Source organism: Neobacillus sp. CF12 (genome assembly GCF_030348765.1).
GTDB lineage: Bacteria > Bacillota > Bacilli > Bacillales > Cytobacillaceae > Neobacillus.
Genome location: NZ_JAUCEU010000007.1, coordinates 1,418,560 through 1,442,166 on the forward strand (window position 1 = coordinate 1,418,560; position 23,607 = coordinate 1,442,166).

Sequence of the window (23,607 nt, forward strand, 5' to 3'; positions counted from 1 at the left end):
TAGTATAAAAAATCCACCATTCACAAATGAAATGGTGGATTTTATTCTATAGCTTTGTTCTTAAGCTCCAAAGTTCGGGAAAGAATTGCTGGTCCAGAACTCTTTTTAAATAGGTTACACCAGAAGATCCCCCTGTTCCTCGCTTATGGCCAATGATTCTTTCTACCGTACTCATATGATTGAACCGCCATAATTGCTGTTGATTGCCAATATCGACTAACTTCTCTGCAAGCTCATATAAATCCCAATATTGGTCAACGTTACGGTAGACTTTCAGCCATGCTTCTTCAACACTATCATTCGGTTCATAGTTTTTAGATAAATCCCGATTTAAGACCTCATCATCAACAGGAATTCCTCGAGCAACAAGTGCTTGGATGGCTGCATCATAAATACTTGGTTTATGTAAAGCTTCCTGCATTTTTTCGTATAATTCTTTTTGATGCTGATAAACTGCAAGAGTATGAGCATTTTTGTTTCCTAACGCAAATTCAATCATTCGGTTTTGATAGGACTGGAAACCGGAAGATTGACCGAGCTTATTCCTGAATTCCAGATACTCGGAAGGTGTCAAGGTAGAAAGAACACTCCAGGATTGAATTAACTGCTGCTGAATTCTCGAAACACGCGATAAAATTTTAAAGGATGGCTCCAGATTATTCTTACGAATATACTGGATAGCCTCAGTTAATTCATGAATAATTAATTTCATCCATAGTTCGCTCGCTTGATGGATAATAATGAATAACATTTCATCGTGGTGACCAGATAAGCGGTGCTGACTATCTAAAACTTTATCAAGATGAAGGTAATCTCCGTATGACATGGCTTTTTGAAAGTCTGTTTGAATATTTTTTTCTAATTCTAGTTTGCTATTATTCTCTTTTGAATTCATTTTTTTCTCCCCCCTATATTACCTGCTTATGCCACAACTTCTCTTTCATTCTTATAATTTTCATATTGCTTTTCTATCATTATTTTCTTTAGTATTTGGACCGTTTCCCACACCTCTAAATAGGAGGTATAAAGCGCAACAGGAGCAAGACGAATAATGTTAGGGGCTCGGAAATCTGGTATGACCCCATTTTCTTTCAACGCCTTGCAAATCCGGGCTGCTTCTTTATGCTCTAAACTGGTATGACCCCCACGACGATTATCGTCAAGAGGATTTCCAATCTTATATCCCATATCTGCTAATTCCTGTTTCAATAATTCTATAAGAAACCCATTAATCTTTAATGACTTTTCCCGAATATTCTCAATCCCCGCTTCGGCAAAAATCTCTAACGAACCAAGTAATGGTGCCAGACTTAAAACATGTGGTGTACCAATTTGATAGGCTCCCGCTGATTCAGAAGGTGTTAACGTATGTTCCATATCAAATTGTTTCTCCTTTTTAGAACCGAACCAGCCCGCAAGACCAGGAACCGTACCAAAGTGTTTCTTATTTACATATAATCCGCCAACACTTCCTGGCCCGCCATTCAAATGTTTATAATTACACCAATAGGCGAAATCAACACCCCATTCACTAAACGAATGTGGGATTGCCCCAATGGAATGACATCCATCAAATCCTATTAAAATTCTTCTTTTAATTGCTTCTGCTGTTAACCTCTTCATGTCCAAAATTTGTCCGCTTCGATAAAGAACGGTTGGCAAAATAATTAGTGCAATTTCATCCGTCATCGCTTCGATAATATCCTCTTCCTCCAAGAAACGACCATCCCGGCTTTTTACGGTAATAAGATGTGTATTAGGGTCAAAACCATGAATGCTAAGCTGACTTTGTATAGCATAAATGTCAGATGGAAAGGTTAATTCATCTGCGAGGATTTTTGACTTCTTCCCTTCCGGCTTATAAAACGTGGCCACAAGTTGATGCAGGTTTACCGTTGTCGAACCTGTAACAATCACTTCATCAGCTGCAGCTCCTACTAATGGCGCCATCATCCGTCCTAGATTTTCTGATAAATAGAACCATGGCTGTTCCCCTTTTGTCCAGCCATCAATTCCATGCTCTTTCCAATCATTTAATGATTCTAGGAGGGTTCGTTCTGCTCTTTTAGACAGAAGTCCTAATGAATTGCCATCCATATAAATGCTATTCGGTTTTATGTAAAATTCTTCTCGGAATTTATATAGGCTATCTTCTTTGTCCAATCTTTTTGCATCATCTACTGTCAAAAGCATACCTATCCCTCTTCTCAATGAATATTCTCTATAATTCTATTATACTCTGAAGGAAATTAGAAAACAGCCGTTCTAAGGAACTAACGCGGCTGTTTTCTGGTTGTGTATATTTTCTTATTCTAGAACCAAAAAATATTGAATTTGATTTGGTGTAATGGCTGTTATAGCTTGTAACGAATAACCAATACTTAGTAATTGCGCTAAGGTTTCTGCACAATTATCGCGAGGCGGCTCGATTGGAGCATGGTAGCTTTTATATAAATGTAATAGTTGATTATTCGTCGTGCAATGAAGCAAGACCACATGTCTCCCTGTCCACGCTTGCCCGATCATGGGTTGTACTTGTCTTATTCTTTTCATGGTATGACATCCTTACTTGTTGTTACAATAGTCTATGCTTCATCTATCTGTACGTTCTATTTGATGTAGTTGTTTTTTGCAATAACGGATAACGTCCCCACCGAACCGTAAACACCGCGATAATAATAAAACCTTCTTAGCATTAGTGGACGTTCCACAAAGCCAGAAGGTTGCTTTTTTACTGAACTAATTCAGGTATCATCTGCAAAGGGGGTAAAAGTTCCAAATAGTGCTGAAACGGCATTTCACAAGCTTGATACTTTTCAAGCAAGTCAAGCATTGTAACTTGATTTCTAACGATTTGTTCTTCATAGATTCCATCCTGCATCAAATATTCTAATTCCCGTTTATGAGGAGGACAAACTGTATAATCCGCAAGTTCACGAATTTGACTTCGAGTTGCTGAATTTTGTAAATCTACATAATCCCTAAGTAGTTCATATAGATTTACATTTCGATTTAAAGGAAGATGTGAAAGGGTGTCTTTGTTTGTTGAAAGAATTACTTGGTCATTACCGTTTAGCCTATAGCGATATAAGACTCGATTGACAATCTCCATGCTATTACTTGGAAAAATACTTTCGGACTCATTTCCCTGATGGAGATACTGAATACTAAGTGTACTTTGGTCACCCTCAAGTTGAGTTAGGCCGAAAAATCCCATGGCCTGTGGCCACATAGTTTGTTGCCATATTTGTAGTTGCTCCTCTATATCACCACTTACATCTGCCTCTCCACAGAGTGAAAATCTGCTGGCTCCTTTATGGGCAAGCTGTTCGTCGATGAACCTCGGCACTTCTTGGTAGGTGCTTGCCCAGTTAGTATCCCCACAGCCCAATACGGCGTAATGAACTCCATTAAGTTTACCCGGCTCTAGGGTTTCCAGCCATTGCACAAACTTCCGTGCATTTTTGGGCGGCTTACCATTATAGGATGAGGTGATAATTAACACGGCCCCTCCAGTTGGCAAATTGTTAATGGCTTCATCTAGTGCTGCCACTTCACTCCGAATCCCATAACTGCTAGCCTTTTCGGCCATTTCATAGGCGATTCCTTTTGCTGTTCCCATATTGGAGCCGTAAAGGACTAGTAATGGTTGATTATTAGTACCTATAAATGAAGAATTCAGGCTTTGGTTATCCTTTTTTGTACGGGACGATATGTTCTGTAGTGTAGCCACATTGTTGTCTTTTTTAACTCTTGGTTTCACTCGCATCGTGAAATGGTCTGGTTTAAGTGTCATTGTTTGTTTTATTTTCAGTTGATAGTGATCATGATCAATTAAATCAAATTTTTGAAGAATCATCCCTAACAGCAGCGCTGCCTCGTGAAGCGCGAACTGCATCCCAATACAGGCACGTTGTCCATTACCGAACGGTTTGAAGGCATCGTGGGGTATTTTACTAGGATCCTTAAAGCGTTCAGGACGAAACTCCTCTGCATCCTGGCCCCATGCCTCTTTATCCCGATGTAACTGTGGAAGGAGAATCGCTACATTTTGCCTTTTCTTTATTTGATATTTCCCGCCGAGGACCATTTCTTTTTTTGCATATAAAGTAAATTGAGGCGCAGTAGGATAAAGTCTTAATGATTCGTTTAAGATCATTCGAATATATTTTAATTGCGTTACTTGTTTATATGTAGGGATTGGACCTGTAAAGAATTGGTCTACTTCTTCATATGCCTTTTTTAGTACCTCAGGGTTTTTCAATAGCAAGTAAAGTGCAAATGACAACAAACCGCTCGTCGTTTCATGTCCGGCTATTAAAAAAGTAATGATCTGGAAACGTATATTTTCATCATCCAACGTCTCACCTGTTTGCGGGTCCTTAGCACTAAGCATTCGGGCAAGCATATCGGTTTCACCTTGGTCTCCTCGTTCTTTACGCTCGGCAATCAGTTGATCTACTAAAGAAAACATTGATTGAGTATCTTTTTCGAATTGTTTCTTTCTTTTATACATGAGATTATTCTGAATAGGCATGCGTGTACTCTGGTGCATGGCTTCATCAAGAGAATTAACCATGCTGATAATAAAAGGATTATGATTTTCTCGATAGAAGCTGTTAAATCGATAACCAAAGCCACATAAACCAATTGTGTCCAGGGTCAATCTGGTCATATCATCTGGTACGTCAATACTCTCATTGTGATTCATACGTTCCCATTTCTGAACGAGCTGCTGGGCTATATCCACCATCATCGAGTGATAACCTTTCATGGCTTGTTGACTAAATGATGGCACAAGGATGTTGTGAGCTTTTTGCCAGTTAGGCTCACTTGTTTTGCTGGTAAAGAGCCCGTCTCCGGAAAAAGCACGAACCTTACTTAAACCGCCTAAAAGGCTCTTGTCGAATGTTGAATCATTACAAACCTCGGCAACCAATTTATGTCCGGAAAGAAAGATGGTTGAGAATCCACCATAGAATTCCATGCGAAAAATCGGACCGTATTCCTCTGCAAGTTTACATAATGAAAGGGTTGGTGATTCTTTGTCAATTAAAGGCAAGTTGCCAAGCGGACCAAACGTTTTTGGCTGCGGGATTGGGATGAGGGTCTCCATGAAAAATTCTCCTTTGATTAGTAATAGTCATATTGAATGAACATTCATTCATTTTTTTAATTAGTATAATACCTCACCTGATATAACGTCAATCTAATTGTCGAAATATTTACAAATAAAAATCAAGGCGTGATCCAACAATAGATCACGCCTGCGCTTTTACCTGTTTAGTACTGGACCAAATAATAACAGGAATCAACAAGAGCGAAAGAAGACCTCCCCCAACTGAGAGAGCAGCGTAACTGGAATTCGCTACAACTACCCCAGATAGTACACCTCCCGATGCTCCAGATAAGGCAACCATAACATCTACAGTACCCTGGGTCTTAGCACGATTGGCCGTATTCGTTGAATCTACTAGAATCGCGGTTCCACTTATTAATCCGAAATTCCAGCCTAATCCTAGCAATATGAGCGCCAAAGTAAGTAAAGTCATCGATTCACCAGGTGCAATAGCAGCTAGTACGCCTGCTGCTAGTAAGGTGACACCTGCTGCGATTGCCATGTATAGGCGTCCAATCCGATCAACGAGGGCTCCTGTTAGGAGAGATGGAAGATACATTGCACCAACATGGAATCCAATAATCATACCAACTTCATTTAATCCATGCCCGTGCTTCCCCATATGTACAGGCGTCATGGTCATGATGGCAACCATCACCAATTGGGTTAACACCATTAATGTTGCTGCTGCAACAATTCCTCTCTTGTTAAACGAAAGTGTAGCTGGATTACGAACTGAAAGTATGTCACTATTCTTTTTCTTGTCGTCCGCGATTGCTTTTGCAACGATGAGAGGGTCCGGACGCAGTAACAGTAGAAGAACCAAACCAGCAAGAATATAAGTTGCTGCAGCTAATAAAAACGGTCCCGATAATGCTGGTATGCCGATTTTGATCGCAAATCGCCCCATTACATCGACCAAATTGGGACCCGCAACTGCACCAAATGTGGTCGATACCATGGCAATACTAATGGCTGTCGCTCTCTGCTTGGGACTTGCCAAGTCGGTGCCTGCATAGCGGGCTTGTAAGTTTGTGGCACCTCCTGAACCATAGAGTAGTAGTGAGACAAATAGTAGGAATATATTATTGGTTATCGCTGCACCGACTACGCCAATCGCTCCCATTCCCCCAGCAAGAAAACCCGCAGCCAGCCCTGTCCTGCGGCCGTATCGTTGTGAGAACCTTCCTACAAGTAGTGCTGCCCCAGCAGACCCAAGAGTGAATAACGCTGTTGGAACTCCCGAAAAATTATCTGTCCCCAACATATCCTGAGCTAGAAGTGCTCCTACCGTTATGCCAGCTGCAAGTCCGGCGCCACCGAAAATTTGTGATAAAACTACGATAATCAACGTCCGTCGATATAAAGCTCGCTGTTTTTCTAGTGAGTCAATGTATTCCTGATACTTATTAAAAGCACCTGAATCATCCTGTTTATCTGACATAACTACACCTCTCCCAATTGCAACATAATTGATACTGATTACTAAATAATACCATTTAGGGTTAATAACGAAAACATTTTTTATACGTGTTTTTAACCAATGCAAAAGAGCCGGTTCTTTAATCTCGAACCGACTTTTTCGTATGATTTTATGGTTGTTGTAAGACCGTTACAGATTGCGGACTTGTCGTCACTTTAAAGCCTTGTTTGTTTTCCACTTCTGCTGATACTGTATACGTGCCATTAGGAAGATCTGCCTCCGGTTTCCACTCTAAGTGAATTTCATGCTCATTTTCCACCACAATCGAGTCAACGACCATACCACTTCCATCTTTAATATTAATCGTCCAATTCACTCGATTATTGGCAAAAGCATTAATTCCCGCAGGGGTACTTTCATTTACATTTTTATTTGGATATACGCTGAACCAACTGACAAGCATTTCATCATTAATATACGAAGGATCTCCCCAAACGGTATATCCATGGTTAAGCGCGACGTCTGAACCTAACACGACAACACTCTTCGGTTCCTCTTTTACAAGAACTGACGTTTGTCCCTGCGCTAGCGGCATATACTTACCGTTATACCAAATGATTGCACCGTAAAAGCCACTGCCATTCTCGTTATCCACCGCCTTGAAGGTTATTTCATATTGTCCTTCTTTTGGCTGTACTTGGATATCGGATACTACCGGAGCAACAGAATCTACTTTAACTGGAAGCTTCACTTCTTGTGGTTTCGCATTCTTGTAATCTAGTGTTGTTTTAATAACATAGTTGTAGCTGCCATCTTTGACTACTTGTCCATTTTTGTCCTTTACGTCCCATAAATATCCACCATTCATATAGTCCCGATAGGCCATAACATTCTTACGGAACTTCCATGGCTTCCCAGTGTATTCACTAAAGTCACCTAAATATTGAACGAGTTGTCCATTTTGATTTTCCACGTACATTTCTGTTTTCTCTAAATTACGAAGTGTGGTGAATGTCGGGAATACACCTGGATAAATCGTGTTTGGAGATATCACGATACGGTCCGTATTGAATGTTCCCTTTCTAGGATCATAACCTAATGGGAATGTGCCTTCTGAGAATGGCTCATCATTCCAAAGCACCGTATATCCTAAGAAAGCATCTTTATCCCATGCTGCTGGATCTAAGTTCTGAGCTTGATCCCATTTACCATAGAAGCCCATGTAAGGAACGGTTATTGGAACGGCCGATTCACTGTTTTTGCCAGTTGGCACAAGACGTACATACCCTTCAACAAACGTGCCTTCCTTTAAGCTGGCTGGTAATGAAATCTGGATGTCTAAATATTTCTCTTGCCCCGGTTTAATCTTTAATGTCTTTCCTTCTGTATGAGTTACTTTTTCCCCGTTTACCAAAACGGAAGCACCCTGTACCCGCTTACTCGTTAACGTTAAATATTCTTTAGAATCCAATGTTCCATCATTGTCTAAGTCATATTTTTTTGTTTCTGTATCGTCCGTCAATACATCAACGTATACACTGTATTCTAGGTCTTTTACATCTAAGTTTTGTAGAGCTTCTACATTCAACTTGAAGTGTGCATTGTTGCCCGTAATTTCTTTTAAGGCAACTGCTCCGGCTTGCTCTAATGGAGTTTTATCACTCGTAACAAGGACAGGTGTTTTAATGGCATTTTGAATTTGCATTAAGCCAGATCCTTGTACACGCGGTGAGTATGGTACCTCACTATTGGTGCGTGGGTCTTGTATTAATTGTGCTGTATTCATTAATGCGATTTTTGCTTTTAATGCTGTTTCCTTAGAATGAGCTAAGCCTTTTTCATATAATGCTTGCAGTAATAATGCTGAACCGCCAGCCACATGCGGAGTTGCCATCGATGTACCGCTCATAATCTCATACTCATTACCCGTAACCGTTGAATAAATGTTACCACCAGGTGCAGAAATCTCTGGTTTAAAATCTAATGTGTGTGGTGCACCATAGGATGAGAAATCAGATATCGCATTTTTATCAGGATTTTCAATATAAATTCCTTTGGACATTTTCATTTTTACACTTTGTCCACTTGTAAGCTTCGCAATTAACGCATCTCCTGCCTCTTTACTTGTCGTTGCGGCAGGAATAAAGAAGGAACTTAGATATACGTAGGGATAATCAGCTACTTCACTAGGTGGCACAAGGATAACTGCTTTTGCGCCTTTCTTTTTCGCTTCATTTTGTACATACGTGTAAGTAGCATATGGCTGATTCGGTTTGGCAACTACAATTTTACCAGTCACATCTTTTCCAACGAAATCTGCTGTTTTCCCTTCCCCAACATATGCCAATTCATAGCTCTTGCCCACTTCCAGTACTCTTGAGAGCTTGAAATTATATTGAGTTTGGTCTTGGTATGGGAGCTGCAAGCCATTTTCCTCTGCTAATGTATTCATATGAATATTTGTATTTTCATAGGAAGCGACTGACAGGGCATAAGGACTTACGCTTGGTTCTCCTACTGTCCCAATATCCGGGTTTTCTGAATATGGTTTCGCTGCAGATTGTAAAAGATTGTTTTTTGTGCTGTAAGCGGAGTTTCCACCAGCGACCACTACAAGTGTCCCTTGTTCGGTTGCTTCTCGAATCGATTTTTGAATTGGATCGTTCTCCTCTCCAACATATCCCGCATCAGAGCCTAAACTCATGTTAATGACATCTGCTCCCATTGTGACTGCATGCTCTATACCCGCAATAATGTCATCTTCATATGCACCCCCGCCATTATCTGAAAATACTTTTTCCGCAAGCAGCTGCACACCTGGAGCAATACCTTGTACACCGTCATTTTCCTCATCCCCATTTGCCCCTACTGTCCCTGCTACGTGCATACCATGCGAAGAACCGTTTTGCCCGCGAGGAATGACATCCGTATCTTTATCGGCCCAGTCATATCCTGTTGGAACCTTGTCGTTGTACCATACCTCACTTACCTCGGTTTCAGCAAATTTACCTTCAATTCCCTCTTGTGTCCACTTTTGTTTCTCTTTTCCTTGTTCTGTTAACTTCATATCTTGATGACTGAAGTCAATTCCAGAGTCGACAATCGCAACAAGCAATCCTTCTCCTTCGTAACCATATTCCTCCCATACCTTTTGGGCTTGTACTAATTCTTTGCTAGCTCCCATTGAGGGTTGGAACGTCCTCGCAATATGTACATTTGTTACACCAGGGGTCGCTTGAATTTCCTTTAGATTACTAAACTCAGTTTCTATACTAAATCCATTAAAGGCTTCATAGAAACGATTCTTTACTTTACCTGCAGATTTAGTCTTAGAAATTTGAGCAATCACATGATCTTGTTTTTGTTTATACTTTGCCTTCTTGTTTTGTTTAGAGTCCCCCACTGTGTCAGGCTGTTCTACCTCAACAATTAGACGCACCTTTTCATTAGGCTGATACGGTTTTGCTAGACCGTTTTTCTTTAAATCCTTATATCCAAACTGGTCTGCGGCAGCTTCTGCAGCTTGTCTTTGTTCATCCAAGAATATTTTCTGCCCTTGTTTCACAATCTCCTCTACACTTGGAGCGGGAACCGGATTCGTTCCTATTCCTTCCGCAAAACCTGTTGAAGATAACAACATCGTTGCTAATGCTGACGTTGTAAATACTTTAAACGGTAACCTTCTTCTCTTTTTCATATTTTCACGTTTCCCCTCTATTAATAGATAATCTAACTTTTCCATTTTTCAAAATATTAACACAACTATAATCTTAATAACTTTGCACCCAATAATCTATTGGGGTTATAAATTAGGTAAAATGTACTGCAAAACCTTGTATAAGATTTATTTTTGTTATTTCTTGAGATTATCCGGTATAGAAGTCACGCTTAAATACCCCCATTTGCGGCTCTTATACTCCAACCTATAATGAAAGTTGATAATCTAAAAAATTAGTAGAAAGAGAAAGGGTGTTAAAAGATTGAAAAAGAAAGCTTCATCCTCAATAAAATTAGTCTTTACCTGTTTTATAGCAACTAGTTTACTATTTTCTAGTAATACTCAAATGTTTGCAGAAACTACCACTCCTAGCAAAATCACCAACGTTGAACAATACCTACAACATTTAACAAAGCAAGACAGAGACCGAATTCATAACCATCAAGAAGTGGGAGTTCCCCATAAATACCTATCCCCTACTCTTGACACTGTCAGCAACAAACCTGTTAACATCATTGTTCAATTCACACAGGATCCTGCTATAACAGATGTGAAAAAGAATGCTGAAATCGGAGAAACACTGACTCTAAGCGAAGCAAGTAAAAAAGTTGAGGAGTCTCATCAAAACTTCAAGAAAAAGATAGGACAAGCAAAAAAAGCTGCGCCAAACTTAGAAATCAGAAAAGAATATCGTCATAGCTTTAACGGTGTTGCGATGACAGTACCAGCTAAGGATGTGCAAACACTCCTCTCGATGGAAGGGATAAAAGCAATTTGGGAAGATATACAAGTATCGGTAGAGCCACCTGTTCCGGAGAATGAAGAAACACAAACGAAAAACACATCCCCTGCTCTAGACAGCATTGCTCATATCGGTGCCACAAAACTTCATGATGAGGGCATTACGGGTAAAGGATTAAGGTTGGCGTCATTGATACAGGGATAGATTATACACACCTAGATTTAAAAGATGCCTTTAAGGGTGGATATGACTTTGTCAATAACGATGCAGATCCAATGGAAACAACGTATGAAGAATGGAAACAATCTGGAGAGCCTGAAATAAGTCCATTAGGCGGATCGACATATTATACGTCTCATGGGACTCATGTGTCTGGTACGATTGCCGGACAAGGAAAAAACAATGCTGACATTGCCGTCACAGGGGTTGCTCCAGGAGTAGAATTATATGGATATAAGGTGTTAGGTCCATATGGATCAGGTTCATACAGTAATATTTTAGCAGGGATTGAAAGAGCCGTGGTAGATGGGATGGATGTGATTAACCTTTCATTAGGCAGCAATCATAATGATCCACTAGACCCAACCTCTATTGCCATCAACAACGCTGCTCTAGCAGGTACAGTTGCAGTTATCGCTGCAGGAAACTCTGGAAGTGATTTATATTCTCTCGGATCACCTGGAACTTCAGCATTAGCGCTAACTATTGGTGCAAGCGATTATTCGATTACAGTGCCAACAGCAAGTGCTGCAGTCGATAATCTTTCCTTTACCGATTTACGATTGCTTGCAAAAAACTACAGTGATGATTTAAATGCATTGAAAAATCAAGCACTTTCCATCATTGATGTTGGATTAGGCTATGATTACAATTACGACGGCAAAGATGTAAATGGAAAAATGGTACTTATTGAACGTGGGATTTTTAGTTTAAATGAAAAGGTTATGATCGCCAAAAAACATGGGGCCACAGCGGTTTTACTGTATAATAATGACCCAAAAGAAGGGCAGATTCCTCATTATCTAGGTGATGGTTCTGAATTCATTCCTGCTTTCGCTCTTAGGGTAAGGACAAGCGTGAAGCAGACATCAATTTTGATGGTGTCGTAGATGCAAATGATATGCAATTTATAAAACAACACTATTTAAAACAAAACCCTGATGTCCAAAAAGCTCCTAAAGGAAAAGAGATCTACAATGGGAAAAGATTAGAGGATATTTTAACAGAATTAAATATTCAATAATTCCCTTCAAAAAAAACGAGAAACCACAGTATTGATGGTTTCTTGTTTTTTTGCCATAAAATTTACTACGGATTTGTTTTCATTACAGAAGAAGAACCTTTTAACCAACCTAAAAAATATCCAACGACTAACCCTATAAGTGCAGGGATGATCCACCCTAGCCCTTCGATATAATAAGGAAGAATTTCAAATGCCCCACTCCATTTACTATCGAAAAATACTTTGTTAATGGTGTCTAAAACACTAAAAAGAGCAACAAAGCCGATTACAGAACCATAAATATATGGATTTCTTTTTATTATATCATCCAGTAGGCCTAAGAAAATTAGTACAATTGCAATTGGGTAGATCATGCCAAGAATAGGTACAGATATCTGCAGGATTTGGGTTAAACCTAAATTTGCAATCGCAGTACTAAGAACAGCTAAGATAACGACCCATACTTTATAAGCAACTTTTGGAATGGCATTGGAGAAGAATTGGCTGCATGATGTAATTAAACCAATCGATACACAAAAACATGCCAGCGTAAAGACGATCCCAAGCAGCAATGTTCCGCTTTGTCCAAACAGGTAGGTCATGATGTTGGACAAAATGATTGCCCCATTTTCAGCTTGTCCTAAAGAAGAACTGGCAGCTCCTAAATATCCTAAAATAAGATAAATCATTGTTAATAACAATCCAGCACCCAAACCCGCGTACATCATATAGCGTGATTTCTTTTTGGAGTCAATTACACCTTGTGCAGTCAACGTGTTAGCAATTACAATACCAAATGCGAGTGCTGCCAAGGCATCCATAGTTAAATACCCCTCCAATATTCCTTGGAATAAAGGATTCTCTTGATAATTCCCAACAGGTGATTCAAATGATCCAATTGGATCCATTAAACTCTTTACAAAAATAATGGCTATCAAGGTTAAGAGGATTGGCGTCAACAATTTCCCAAAAAGACTAATCAGTTTAGAAGGATACATACTCAACCAGGCGGCTAACCCAAAAAAGACGATACTATAGAGTAATAAAGATATAGGTCCTTCAACCAAATTCTCCGGCAAGAAGGGTGCGGCACCCATTTCAAATGCAAGGCTTCCGGCACGCGGAATAGCTAGTCCTGGACCAATTGCAATATAAATTAAAAATGGAAATATTAATGCAAATAAAGGGTGAACTCTAAGGTTCAGCTCGTTCAAGCTTCCTACTTTTGCAACTGCAATCACTCCTAATATTGGCAGTCCTACTGCTGAAACAATAAACCCAGCAAGTGCCAGCCAGATATGATCCCCTGCTGATTGACCCAGAAAGGGTGGGAAAATAAGGTTCCCTGCACCGAAAAACATAGAAAATAACATAAAACTGATAAAGATAATTTGTTTTGCAGAAAAATTCATGATGTATCTCCTTAGATTGTAGTAAATAATATTCAAAAATTATATCATTTATTTGCTCTGAATTCTTTGGGTGTTTGTCCATATTTACCTTTAAAGATTCGGTAAAAATAACTGATATTATCGTAGCCCACCTGTTCCACTATCATCGCAATAGGCATGTCTGTGCCTTCTAATAATTCTTTGGCTTTTACCAGCCTTCTTTCCTGAAGAAGCTCTTTAAATGTACGAGAAGTCGCCTTTTTTATGGTTTTACTTAATCCATAATGGGATTGGTTCAATTGATTGGCTAATTCATATAATGAAGCTTCTTTGTAATGTTCTTCGATATACTTTAGTGATTTAACAACCAAGTAGTGAGTGATGGACGCCTCTTCTTTTCTTTCCACCATATCAGAATTCTTGATAAGTTCAATCATAAATAGACCCATGTAAAGCTTGATGGCAGATTCAGAGAATGTGGAAGGGTTCATAATTTCGTGAATCATTTTCCCTATTAACTCCTGAATAGACTGTATTTCCGATACTTTAAAATAAAGGAATTGTCCATTCTGTGTATTATTGTAAAGACTGCTTAGCAAAAAATCGCTGATAATATTTTCTGAACTTAAGAAGGAAAAAATAAAGTCGAAGAAAGCAGGACGAATGATAAAATTAATTACAATATCTTCGTTACCACAAGCTTTTATTTCATGTTCAATATGCTGATTTAATAAAAGCAACTCCCCTTTTTTCAAGGTAATCGGTCTACCGCCGACTGTCTGCTGTAATTCCCCGTTGTACACATAATTCACTTCAATATAATCATGTTTATGTAATGGAAAGTCCACAAATCTTGTGTGTTTACGGACCATAATCATTTTGTCATTACTAAGAAATTTATCACTTTCGATAATAAAATTGGAATTGCTTGTATAAAGTTCTTTACTTACTTTTGTTTGCCGTTCCAGAATAATCCTCTCTTCGTCGTTTATCTGTAAAAGCTCCTCCAAAACATCCCGATTCATGCACTCACCATTTTCTAAATTCTTTCTATCATGGACAAAATCATATCATATTTATATTCTGCCAACAAAAAAATGTGGTCCTATTTCTGGACCACACCTATTTTACCTTATTTTAATGGAAATGCCATTGTTGACATTAATGCTAATTCTGCTTGTGTTGTATCTAATCGGCTATATTGTACAACTATTGGAAGATCACTGTTAATTTCTATTGCATATGGAACTCCTAATGGAATATGTTCATCATCCTTCTCAAGTGAGCTTGTTCGAATATGCTTCGTACGTCTCCCTGCTACCTCTACGAGGATATTTTCCATAGGAGGGCGATCTTCAAAAAAAATAGTAAAGACTAGATTTACGTTCTCACTATTACAATTCATTACACAAATAGATTCATGGCTGATGAGGTTTCCAGTACTTTCAGGTGGAATGTAGGCATCAGGTATAATCCAATGTGTTTCTCCTGCTTGATTTGCACTCATTGTGTTAACCCCATTAATTTAGTTATTTTCAATCTACACAGCTTTTTTACTTGTTGAACCGTTACTTTGATCACTATATCGTTCTTTTTCAATTTCTTGAAGCGTCTTTCCTTGTGTATCCGGTGCTCCAAGTGTTCCAATTAACGCAGCTACTACTAGGAAGGCAATCATAATTCCACCTGCTACGCTAAAGCCGAGCTGTGTTATTATGGTTGGCATCACTGCAGTCCATAGACCTACACCAATCCTCGCAATAAAGAACATGACCCCTTGTGCTTGTGCGCGGTATCTAGTTGGGAACAACTCACTTGCCCAAAGTCCGTAAAATGCTTGTGCACCAAATCCTGCTGATGCTCCCCATAAGAAAACGAATAATAACAATACTGGGGTTGTCATTGGAGCGAATACTAATAACATCCAAGCAGCGATTCCCATTATCGCAGATGCAGCATATATTGCTTTACGGCTAAATTTATCCGCTAATTTAATAAACACAAAATAGGTGGTAAGAACAGTGAATACCCATAGTAATGATTGAAGTAAATTCGCTTTGCTTGCGGATAATCCACCAACAGTTTCATAAATATATGGCATGAAGAATCCCATTGCTCCAGCTGTTAAATTCCAGAATAAATAGACTCCTAGTAAAAGAAATAATGCTTTTCGGTTCACTTTCAAACTAAATAATTCTTTAATTGCATTCGTAGTAGATGGTGTTTTCTGTTTCTTTTGTTTTTCTTTTTCTTCCTTCCAAATCGCCGATTCTGAAAGTCCTTGTCGAATATACCAAGTGATAAAGGCAATAACGAGTAAATGTCCAAAGATAATTCTGCTTCCTAAAAGGCCAAGCGGTGCTAGCACTACAGATAGTAATAGAGCAATTACCGGACCGAATGACCAGGCCAGCTGAGCCATCCCGGTATGGGCTGCCCGTTTTTTATGCGGCGCTTCTTCTGCTATATACGTCCATGAAGCTGGAACCCCTGCTCCGACAGCTAATCCTGTAATAATATAACCTACTAATAACATTGGAAAATTAAAAGAAAAAATGATTAAGATCATACCCAGCATGTAAATGAGCAAATCATATGTGTAAATAAATTTACGCCCTAATTTATCGCATAAATACCCGCCGATAATCGCACCCACCGCAGCACCAAAGGCATTGGCACTAACTGCACCTAATAAACCAATTTTAATATCATCCAAATTGAGGTATTCCACCCAAAGAGATAATCCCCCAGCTCCAGCCACAATCGATCCTGCTTCAATATAATTGGCCATTGCTACTGAAAGGGTTGCTTTCATACCGGTTGTTTTTTTACTGCCGATTTTTGCCATTAAAATCTCTCCTTTTCATTTTAATAGATAAAGCCTGTAATCGTTTTCAACTTATAGTAAAAATATACCGGAACTATCTTCTAGGTTGTAGGAGACAAAATTCAGTTAAGGGTGAAAGAATTCAGAACTATGGAAGGGATTACAAAAAAGAGACAAGGAATCTCCTTGTCTCTAAAACTCTCATCTATAAAATGTGGTGAAGTTGGTCTCTAAATTGTGATGGGGTTTGTCCAATCCACTGTTTAAATAAGCGGCTAAAATATTTGGTATCCTGATAACCCACTAATTGTGATATATCATAAATTTTCAAATCTGTCTTCTCTAATAATTCCTTTGCTTTTTCCAATCTTACGGTCGTGACATAATCTAGAATGGTCTCACCCGTTTGATTTTTAAAATAATCGCAAAAATAATTTGGATTCATGTAAACCCGCTGGGCAATCTTTTTAATCGTGATATTTTCATGAAGATTGCTTTTTATCCAATCTTTTGCGACTTGTATTGGGTTTTGATGTTTAACCCTTAATGTTGAGACCTTTTCCATCACCTTTAACACCCAGAGTTTGATACTGTCTTTTAACTGGATTAAATTTGCTGCATTCTCCGTTATTTTTAAAGCCTCCATTAACAAATCAGGATCATCACTATATCCCTTGTTTTCAATCCAGTTATGGACGATCCGGATGATTAAATAATGAACGGCTTCATTTATTTCGATAGGAGAAGTAAGAACTTCCATTTCACGGAAAAAGCTTTGTAATGAAATAAGAAGCTCCTCCCTGTTTCCACGTTCTAATGAGTTTACAATTTGTTCGGTATATTTTAGGACCGAGCTTGTAATTCCTCTAGATTTTTGATCAAAAATGCCTTCCATCAGATGTGATTGAAAGATTTTATTTCCCCCTTGAATCATCCGAAACTGCTGCAAGGTTTGTAATTGATTTTTCATATCACTAAAAACAGAAAGATCGGTGAACCCATTTCCAAGGGCCACTGTTATAGTAAATGGGGTGAATTTCTGGATGGAAGACCTTAATTCTTCTGAAAATTTCTCTGTTTCATTGGCAGCCAGAGATTTTCCTCCAGCATCATGATTAAGCAATATCCAATATTTGAACTTACCTCCACGCCACCACCATTTATTCAAATTCTCTTCAAAATACTTTTGCCATAATAACTCATCGATTATATTTTCAACCGCAAATATCCATGTGTTCCATTCTACGGAGGAGAATTGTTTTGTCTTAGAGTAGATATGGTCGAGGCTGACGTATAGTAACTGATAAGTACCACTTGGAAATTGGCGTGTCCAGTCCAGATAAGAAATATCTTTCTCTTCATTCCAACTCAATTCACTTAAGAATTGTATCTGTTTCGCATAATTCAATTGTGCAGCTTTTTCTTGCAGTTTCAGCCATTCTTTTTTTTCTTGATCATCAATAAAAATCTTTTGTTTGACCTCATTTAGTTGGATTTGAAATTGCTCCACGTCAATGGGTTTTAGGATATAATTCACTGCACCGTCCTTAAGTGCTGTTTGTAGATAGGTAAAGTCGTCATATCCACTGATAAAAATAGTCAGAAACGAATGTTGTTTTTTTAATTCTTTATTTAAGGTTAATCCATCCATTTCTGGCATTCGAATATCGGATATAAGAAGATCAAATGAAAGAGACTCATTTGTGATCGCATCATAAGCTTCTCGTCCATCAGAAAAGGTACGAATGATATCCCATTCTTCTCCACATGAACGTACCATTCGTTCGATTCCTCTCCGAATCCTAGATTCGTCATCAACGATAATGGTTTTAATTTGCTTCTTCATAGGTATCCGACCCCCTGCTAAGGAATTGTGTTACTTTACTCTTTGTGATCGTTGGAATTTGAATCGTAATTTCTGTTCCCTTTTCTTCTATACTCATAATCTTTAATTCATAGTTACTCCCAAACATCATTTTAACCCGGGAATGAACATTTAACATACCAAAGCCAGATTCTCTTTTTCCAATTGGATCAGTTTGCATATCAAGGTTTATTTCTTCCAATCTATGTTTACTAATGCCCGGCCCATTGTCTCGAATCACAAATAACAAGTCATGATCTCCACGCTCTGAGATTAATTCCTGAACGAGGATTTCAATCCTTAAACCCTTCCGTTTTTCTAAGCCATATTTTATTGAGTTTTCGACAATTGGTTGTAATATAAATTTAGGTGTAAAGTAAAGCTCTTTATCTGGTTGTACTTGAATATCAAATGAAAGTCTTTCTTCAAACCTAAACTTCTGAATTTTCAAGTAGTCTTCAATATGAGAAATTTCATCTGATAATGGGACAAGGTGCTCTTTGTTACTTAAAGAATAACGAAGCATTCTACCAAGAATCGTGACCATTTCTACGACCGTTTTCGATTCTCCCTCTTCCACGGCCATGCTAATGGTTTGCAATGTATTATACATAAAGTGTGGATTAATTTGAGATTGCAGCGCATATAATTCAGCGTCTTTTTGTCTAAGTTCAATCGAATAATTCTTTCGGATTAATTCTCTAATTTTTGTAATCATTGAATCAAAACTATGTGCTAATATTCCAACTTCATCCCTTGAATGGTTAGGAATGCTAACATTTAAATTTCCCTCTTCAACCTCCTGCATAATATGACCTAGTTTTTTTATCGGCTTCGTTACGGTCCATGCAAGAAAGATAGAAATAGTAGTCGTGATGAAAACAAGAATGATAAAAGCAAAAACGGTTACATTTTTAACAACATCTGTGTCTTTTGTTAAGTATTTTAGCGGAATGCTATGAACTAGGATCCATTTATGAATCGATGATCGATTAATACTAATAAGTGTTTTTTCCGTTTGTTCTACCGTTTGAAAACTTCCGTTTACCAATGGATATTCATTTAACTCGTTGAATATCGAACCAATTTTGGACGGATTTGTATGAAAAATAACCTTACCATTCTCATCCATTACCCACATCGTGGCATTATCTTTCTCTTCCAAATCGGATAGTATTTTTTCAACAAAAGAAAGCTTTACAGCCAATAAGATCGTTCCAAGGGACTTTCTATTATCAAAGTCTGTAATTTGTTTCATGACAAATAAATAAGGTGGATTTCCTTCAAACTTTAGGTTTGCCTGGTTTGGCAGCAAGATTTCCATTTTTTCCCCGAGAGCATGTTCCTCCCCATATGGGAGAGATGAATTTTCTAGATTAAATCCATTGTATGGAATTCGAGAGCTTACAAAGGAACGATTTTTTGACAATAGAAAAGCTCCCAGAATTTCATTACTTTTATCAAGATAGGTATTTGTTAAAAAACTTTCCACGACAAACTTATCCTGCTGTGACTGTGATTGATTTTTCATGGTATCGTCTCTTAGCACAGCCATTACATCTGACGAACTATAAATTAATTCAGGTAACTTTTCTAATTCATCCAAGTTATTCTCAATGTTATGATTCGCTTGCTTTAAAAGTTTAGGAATATACTCTCCAACTTGATTTTCAATGGATTTGGTATATTCATAATAAGCTAAAATACTTAAGAGTCCCATAGGAACAACCGTTAATAGAAAGTAGGTGATAATGAGCTTTGTTGACAAACGGGTGTTTTTAAATTTCCCATCCCTAATACTCTTAAAAATCATATTGATCAATATTCTCCCTTGTAAAATCAATCGGCAGCCCCATTATAACCATATCCTCTTTAAGTTTGATATTTCCGATGTTTTTAATGTGCTGACCATCCTTTGGCCGATTGTCATTCAATAGTTCCTTAGCTAAACTAACCGTTAAATATCCCAGCTTTTTTGGACTCCACAAGGTGACAATTTGAGCTGTATCATCCTTTAAATAGGATCTCATTAAATTAGGGGTAGAAAGCCCTGTGACTATGATTTCCCCTACTTTCTCAGCATCCATTACAGCCTGAGCCGCAGCTGGCGGGCCTACGGATGAACTCCCTAAAATCCCTTTTAAATTAGGGTAACTTTTGATCAGCCTTTGGGCCTCCATGTATGATTTTTGAGGGTTATCATCTGTTTCGACCACTTCTAGTAAGTTCATTTGCGGATAGACTTCTTCCTGTTGCTCCATGATCCAGTTTATCCACTCCGATAGATTTGCAGCATCATGCGAGCCTGTCATGATCGCATAATCCCCTTTTTCACCCATTTTTGCTGCCAAGTTATCCATTAAATGACGGCCAAGTTTCTCAGGGTCCACCATATTAATAAACAGTTCCCGGTATTCAGGATTTGTATCGGAATCCCAAGTTATGACTTTAATTCCGTTCCTTTTAGCCCTTTGTAAAACAGGTCCTAACTTTTCAGGGTCATTTGCTGAAACAGCAATGAGATCCACATCCTTTTGGATGAAGTCATCAATAATATTCATTTGCTGTTTCCAATCAGCAATGGGGGGACCAGTGAAAATAACATTGACGTGTAAATTTTCCCCCGCCTCAAGAGCACCTTCCTCTACCGCATTAAAATACGGAATACCACTTACCTTAGGTACAATTGCAATCGTAAAGTCTACATTTTTACTAGTTTGGTACTGTTGATTTTCTTTTTCTTCACCATTATAGATAACTTTATATTTTTCCGAATTACCGCAACCGCTTACAAGCAGCACAGTTAAAAACCAAATTGATAGTCTCCATTTTGCTATTATGTTAAACACCCCACATATAAAACTCTTTTTAAAACACATGAAGAGACCGTGGCAGTTCCTCGGTCTCTTAGATTATATCATAGATTATTTTTGTCTTACTTTGTCAGAATTTTCATAGAGGTCTTGAGCCAAAAACTATAAAATCTCCTTAAACATGGCAATAACTTCTTCTTTTGTAGGCTGGAATGGATTTCCTGGTGCACAGGCATCGTTAAGTGAATTAACAGCCAATTTTTCCAAATCTACTTCATTTACCCCTAACTCTGCAAGTTTACTAGGGATGCCAACTTCCTTTGATAGTGCTTTAATCGCATCAATTACCTCTTCTGCACATTGCTCATCTGATTTTCCATCCACATTAAGTCCAGCAGCTTTCGCAATGGCGCGGAATTTCCGAGGATCGCGTTTAGCATTTTCTCTTTCGACAATTGGAAGAAGCATTGCATTACAAACACCATGAGGCAAATCATACACACCGCCAAGCTGGTGTGCCATTGCATGAACAAAACCAAGACCAGTATTGTTAAAGGCAATACCGCCTAAGAACATCACATAGGTCATTTGTTCACGTGCTTCAATATCATGTCCATTTTTAACTGCACGTGGCAAGTAATTAAAGATGATATCAACTGCTGCTAGTGCAGTAGCATCTGTAACAGCATAGGCCCCTGGAGTAACAATCGCTTCAATTGCATGCGTTAAAGCGTCCATTCCTGTTGCTGCTGTTAAGGCAGCAGGCTTATCGACCATTAATTCTGGATCATTAACAGCGATGGTTACTAAGCTATTTTTATCTACCATTACCATTTTTACTTCACGTTCTTTATCGGTTATTACATAGTTAATCGTGAATTCACTAGAAGTACCTGCAGTGGTATTAACGGCTATAATTGGGATTGATTTATTTTTCGTTTTACCTACTCCCTCGTAGTCACGCAGGTCCCCACCATTTGTAACATAAAGTCCAACTGCCTTGGCTGTATCCTGTGGTGAACCTCCGCCTACAGATACAAGAACATCACATTCATTGGTTTTAAATACATCTACACCAGCATAAACATTTTCAATGGTTGGATTAGGCTTAACATCATCATAAACGATATATTCCAGATTAATAGAATCTAATTCAGCAAGCACCTTTCCTGCTACACCAGTTTGGTTTAAAAATTTGTCTGTAACCACCATTGCTTTTTTAAATCCTAGTTCACTTACTAATGGAGCTAATTTCTTTAAGCAGCCTCTGCCAAACAAATTTGTACTTGGAACGTAATAAACACTCATTCTTCTTCCTCCTTAAGTTTGTTCACTATTTCACAATTTTATTTATAAATGAAGGGACTTGGAAATGTCCCCTCATTTAAATAACAAGATTCTTTTTATGTTACAGATTTAGTATTCCTTTACGTGGATTAACACCAAATGCATCTGCAAGTTCTTGAAGCTGAGCATCGGTAATGGTTTGCTTTTTACCGCCTTGTGCACATACGATCGTATACACTTCAGCTGCTTTTTCAGCCGTTTCGATTAAACCAAAGGTTTCATCTAATGTAGTACCAGCACCGAATATTCCATGATGCGGCCAAAGTACAAGGCGGACATCTTCCATTTTTTCTGCAGTGGCTTCACCAATTGCATTTGTGCCTGGAACAATCCATGGAATGATTCCTACACCTTCAGGGAAAACAACAAGACATTCAGTACACATTTCCCATAAGGTTTTTGTAAAATCTTCTTCCTTTAAACTATGTGTAAAGGACATCGCAATTAAGTTTGTTGCGTGGCAGTGCATAATAACGCGATGGTTCTTATCCACTGCTAAGCGCTTCATATGATTCATTAGATGTGTTGGTAATTCGCTCGTTGCAACCCCGCCATCTTCAAAGCCCCATAAGATTTCATAGCTCTTCCCATCCGCTGAAATGCGAATCAAACCTAGGTTATTCGCAGGATCTCTCTTTACATTCTTGAAGTATTTTCCAGATCCCGTTACGATGAAATATCGACCCGTTAATGCTGATGCATCAAAGTTCATCGGTACGGTTCTTTTAATATCATCAACATTTAAATATGGAAGAACTTCATATTCATTTAATAAATAACTGATATTCCCGCCATTGCGTTCATCCCAGCCTAAGCGGTATAAGTTAGACGTCGTTTCCAACATTTCTTGTAAAAATGGAGCAACATAGATTGCATCTTTAATCATGGTCATACTCATTTTGAATTCTCTCCTCTTATTGGAACTTATTTATTTTGAACAAAGTTTGGTTTTATATTAATTAGTTTTTGTTTTGTTCTTTACAATGTAATCATACCGCGAAAACAAACATAAATCAACATAAAAACATACAGTTATTTTTGTTTACTTTTGTTTTATTAACATATTTGTCACAATTGCATCTGTTTTCCTTTGTTTCATTAACAGCTTGGACACAATTTGATAGATGTTCTTCTTTTTAAA

At 38.3% G+C, this 23,607-nt stretch carries 17 protein-coding genes and 1 pseudogene; 3 read left to right on the forward strand and 15 right to left on the reverse strand.

Going from position 1 to position 23,607, the window contains the following annotated elements; all coding sequences use genetic code 11:
- Window positions 1-46 precede the first annotated feature (46 nt).
- The 6 genes and pseudogenes from kynA to QUG14_RS07150 all read right to left on the reverse strand — a co-directional run bounded on the left by kynA (window position 47) and on the right by QUG14_RS07150 (window position 10,239).
- The gene (gene kynA / locus QUG14_RS07125) at window positions 47-895 is read right to left on the reverse strand and encodes a tryptophan 2,3-dioxygenase (protein ID WP_289339824.1); all 849 of its coding nucleotides are present in this window, start codon (window positions 893-895) and stop codon (window positions 47-49) included.
- A 26-nt stretch (window positions 896-921) separates the two neighbouring features.
- The gene (kynU, locus tag QUG14_RS07130; RefSeq protein WP_289339825.1) at window positions 922-2,193 is read right to left on the reverse strand and encodes a kynureninase; all 1,272 of its coding nucleotides are present in this window, start codon (window positions 2,191-2,193) and stop codon (window positions 922-924) included.
- Between the two features lie 114 nt (window positions 2,194-2,307).
- Entirely contained in the window at window positions 2,308-2,553 is a 246-nt protein-coding gene (locus tag QUG14_RS07135) for a hypothetical protein (protein WP_289339826.1), read from the reverse strand.
- Between the two features lie 202 nt (window positions 2,554-2,755).
- Window positions 2,756-5,116, reverse strand: a pseudogene (locus QUG14_RS07140) (cytochrome P450); the annotation flags it as partial.
- Between the two features lie 145 nt (window positions 5,117-5,261).
- On the reverse strand, window positions 5,262-6,563 hold the full coding sequence (locus QUG14_RS07145) for an MFS transporter (protein WP_289339827.1): 1,302 nt from the start codon (window positions 6,561-6,563) through the stop codon (window positions 5,262-5,264).
- A gap of 148 nt (window positions 6,564-6,711) precedes the next feature.
- A complete protein-coding gene (locus QUG14_RS07150) occupies window positions 6,712-10,239 on the reverse strand; it encodes a S8 family serine peptidase (RefSeq protein ID WP_289339828.1) in 3,528 nt (1,175 codons plus the stop codon).
- A gap of 283 nt (window positions 10,240-10,522) precedes the next feature.
- Between QUG14_RS07150 and QUG14_RS07155 the strand changes: the two genes are divergently transcribed.
- Genes QUG14_RS07155 through QUG14_RS29740 form a run of 3 tightly spaced genes read left to right on the forward strand, consistent with a single transcriptional unit; the run spans window position 10,523 to window position 12,245 of the window.
- A complete protein-coding gene (locus QUG14_RS07155) occupies window positions 10,523-11,206 on the forward strand; it encodes a protease inhibitor I9 family protein (protein WP_289339829.1) in 684 nt (227 codons plus the stop codon).
- Window positions 11,203-12,111: a S8 family serine peptidase gene (locus QUG14_RS07160; protein ID WP_289344088.1), complete on the forward strand. Its 909-nt coding sequence runs from the start codon at window positions 11,203-11,205 to the stop codon at window positions 12,109-12,111. Before QUG14_RS07155 ends, QUG14_RS07160 begins: the two co-directional genes overlap by 4 nt.
- A complete protein-coding gene (locus QUG14_RS29740) occupies window positions 12,090-12,245 on the forward strand; it encodes a hypothetical protein (RefSeq protein WP_353961103.1) in 156 nt (51 codons plus the stop codon). Before QUG14_RS07160 ends, QUG14_RS29740 begins: the two co-directional genes overlap by 22 nt.
- Window positions 12,246-12,310: 65 nt before the next feature.
- On the opposite strand, the gene brnQ is transcribed toward QUG14_RS29740, so the two are convergent.
- From brnQ to rhaD, 9 genes are all read right to left on the reverse strand, one after another.
- Window positions 12,311-13,636: a branched-chain amino acid transport system II carrier protein gene (gene brnQ / locus QUG14_RS07165; RefSeq protein ID WP_289339830.1), complete on the reverse strand. Its 1,326-nt coding sequence runs from the start codon at window positions 13,634-13,636 to the stop codon at window positions 12,311-12,313.
- A 44-nt stretch (window positions 13,637-13,680) separates the two neighbouring features.
- Entirely contained in the window at window positions 13,681-14,640 is a 960-nt protein-coding gene (locus QUG14_RS07170; protein ID WP_289339831.1) for an AraC family transcriptional regulator, read from the reverse strand.
- Between the two features lie 107 nt (window positions 14,641-14,747).
- Window positions 14,748-15,122 carry a sensory rhodopsin transducer gene (locus QUG14_RS07175; protein ID WP_289339832.1) on the reverse strand — a complete coding sequence of 125 codons (375 nt, stop codon included), beginning with the start codon at window positions 15,120-15,122 and terminating at the stop codon, window positions 14,748-14,750.
- A gap of 33 nt (window positions 15,123-15,155) precedes the next feature.
- Window positions 15,156-16,463 carry an MFS transporter gene (locus QUG14_RS07180; protein ID WP_289339833.1) on the reverse strand — a complete coding sequence of 436 codons (1,308 nt, stop codon included), beginning with the start codon at window positions 16,461-16,463 and terminating at the stop codon, window positions 15,156-15,158.
- A 184-nt stretch (window positions 16,464-16,647) separates the two neighbouring features.
- On the reverse strand, window positions 16,648-18,288 hold the full coding sequence (locus tag QUG14_RS07185) for a response regulator transcription factor (RefSeq protein ID WP_289339834.1): 1,641 nt from the start codon (window positions 18,286-18,288) through the stop codon (window positions 16,648-16,650).
- The gene (locus tag QUG14_RS07190) at window positions 18,272-20,119 is read right to left on the reverse strand and encodes a cache domain-containing sensor histidine kinase (RefSeq protein ID WP_289339835.1); all 1,848 of its coding nucleotides are present in this window, start codon (window positions 20,117-20,119) and stop codon (window positions 18,272-18,274) included. Before QUG14_RS07190 ends, QUG14_RS07185 begins: the two co-directional genes overlap by 17 nt.
- Window positions 20,109-21,155 carry an autoinducer 2 ABC transporter substrate-binding protein gene (locus QUG14_RS07195; protein WP_289339836.1) on the reverse strand — a complete coding sequence of 349 codons (1,047 nt, stop codon included), beginning with the start codon at window positions 21,153-21,155 and terminating at the stop codon, window positions 20,109-20,111. Before QUG14_RS07195 ends, QUG14_RS07190 begins: the two co-directional genes overlap by 11 nt.
- Window positions 21,156-21,281: 126 nt before the next feature.
- Entirely contained in the window at window positions 21,282-22,427 is a 1,146-nt protein-coding gene (locus QUG14_RS07200) for an iron-containing alcohol dehydrogenase (protein WP_289339837.1), read from the reverse strand.
- A 100-nt stretch (window positions 22,428-22,527) separates the two neighbouring features.
- Window positions 22,528-23,358 carry a rhamnulose-1-phosphate aldolase gene (gene rhaD, locus QUG14_RS07205; protein WP_483310796.1) on the reverse strand — a complete coding sequence of 277 codons (831 nt, stop codon included), beginning with the start codon at window positions 23,356-23,358 and terminating at the stop codon, window positions 22,528-22,530.
- Window positions 23,359-23,607 lie beyond the last annotated feature (249 nt).

Coding starts and splice junctions, on each gene's coding strand:
- QUG14_RS07175 (WP_289339832.1), bottom strand. CDS start 15,122: ATGAGTGCAAATCAAGCAGGAGAAACACATTGGATTATACCTGATGCC.
- QUG14_RS07150 (WP_289339828.1), bottom strand. CDS start 10,239: ATGAAAAAGAGAAGAAGGTTACCGTTTAAAGTATTTACAACGTCAGCA.
- kynU (WP_289339825.1), bottom strand. CDS start 2,193: ATGCTTTTGACAGTAGATGATGCAAAAAGATTGGACAAAGAAGATAGC.
- QUG14_RS07180 (WP_289339833.1), bottom strand. CDS start 16,463: ATGGCAAAAATCGGCAGTAAAAAAACAACCGGTATGAAAGCAACCCTT.
- rhaD (WP_483310796.1), bottom strand. CDS start 23,358: ATGACCATGATTAAAGATGCAATCTATGTTGCTCCATTTTTACAAGAA.
- QUG14_RS07200 (WP_289339837.1), bottom strand. CDS start 22,427: ATGAGTGTTTATTACGTTCCAAGTACAAATTTGTTTGGCAGAGGCTGC.
- QUG14_RS07170 (WP_289339831.1), bottom strand. CDS start 14,640: ATGAATCGGGATGTTTTGGAGGAGCTTTTACAGATAAACGACGAAGAG.
- QUG14_RS07190 (WP_289339835.1), bottom strand. CDS start 20,119: ATGATTTTTAAGAGTATTAGGGATGGGAAATTTAAAAACACCCGTTTG.
- brnQ (WP_289339830.1), bottom strand. CDS start 13,636: ATGAATTTTTCTGCAAAACAAATTATCTTTATCAGTTTTATGTTATTT.
- QUG14_RS07135 (WP_289339826.1), bottom strand. CDS start 2,553: ATGAAAAGAATAAGACAAGTACAACCCATGATCGGGCAAGCGTGGACA.
- QUG14_RS07185 (WP_289339834.1), bottom strand. CDS start 18,288: ATGAAGAAGCAAATTAAAACCATTATCGTTGATGACGAATCTAGGATT.
- QUG14_RS07145 (WP_289339827.1), bottom strand. CDS start 6,563: ATGTCAGATAAACAGGATGATTCAGGTGCTTTTAATAAGTATCAGGAA.
- kynA (WP_289339824.1), bottom strand. CDS start 895: ATGAATTCAAAAGAGAATAATAGCAAACTAGAATTAGAAAAAAATATT.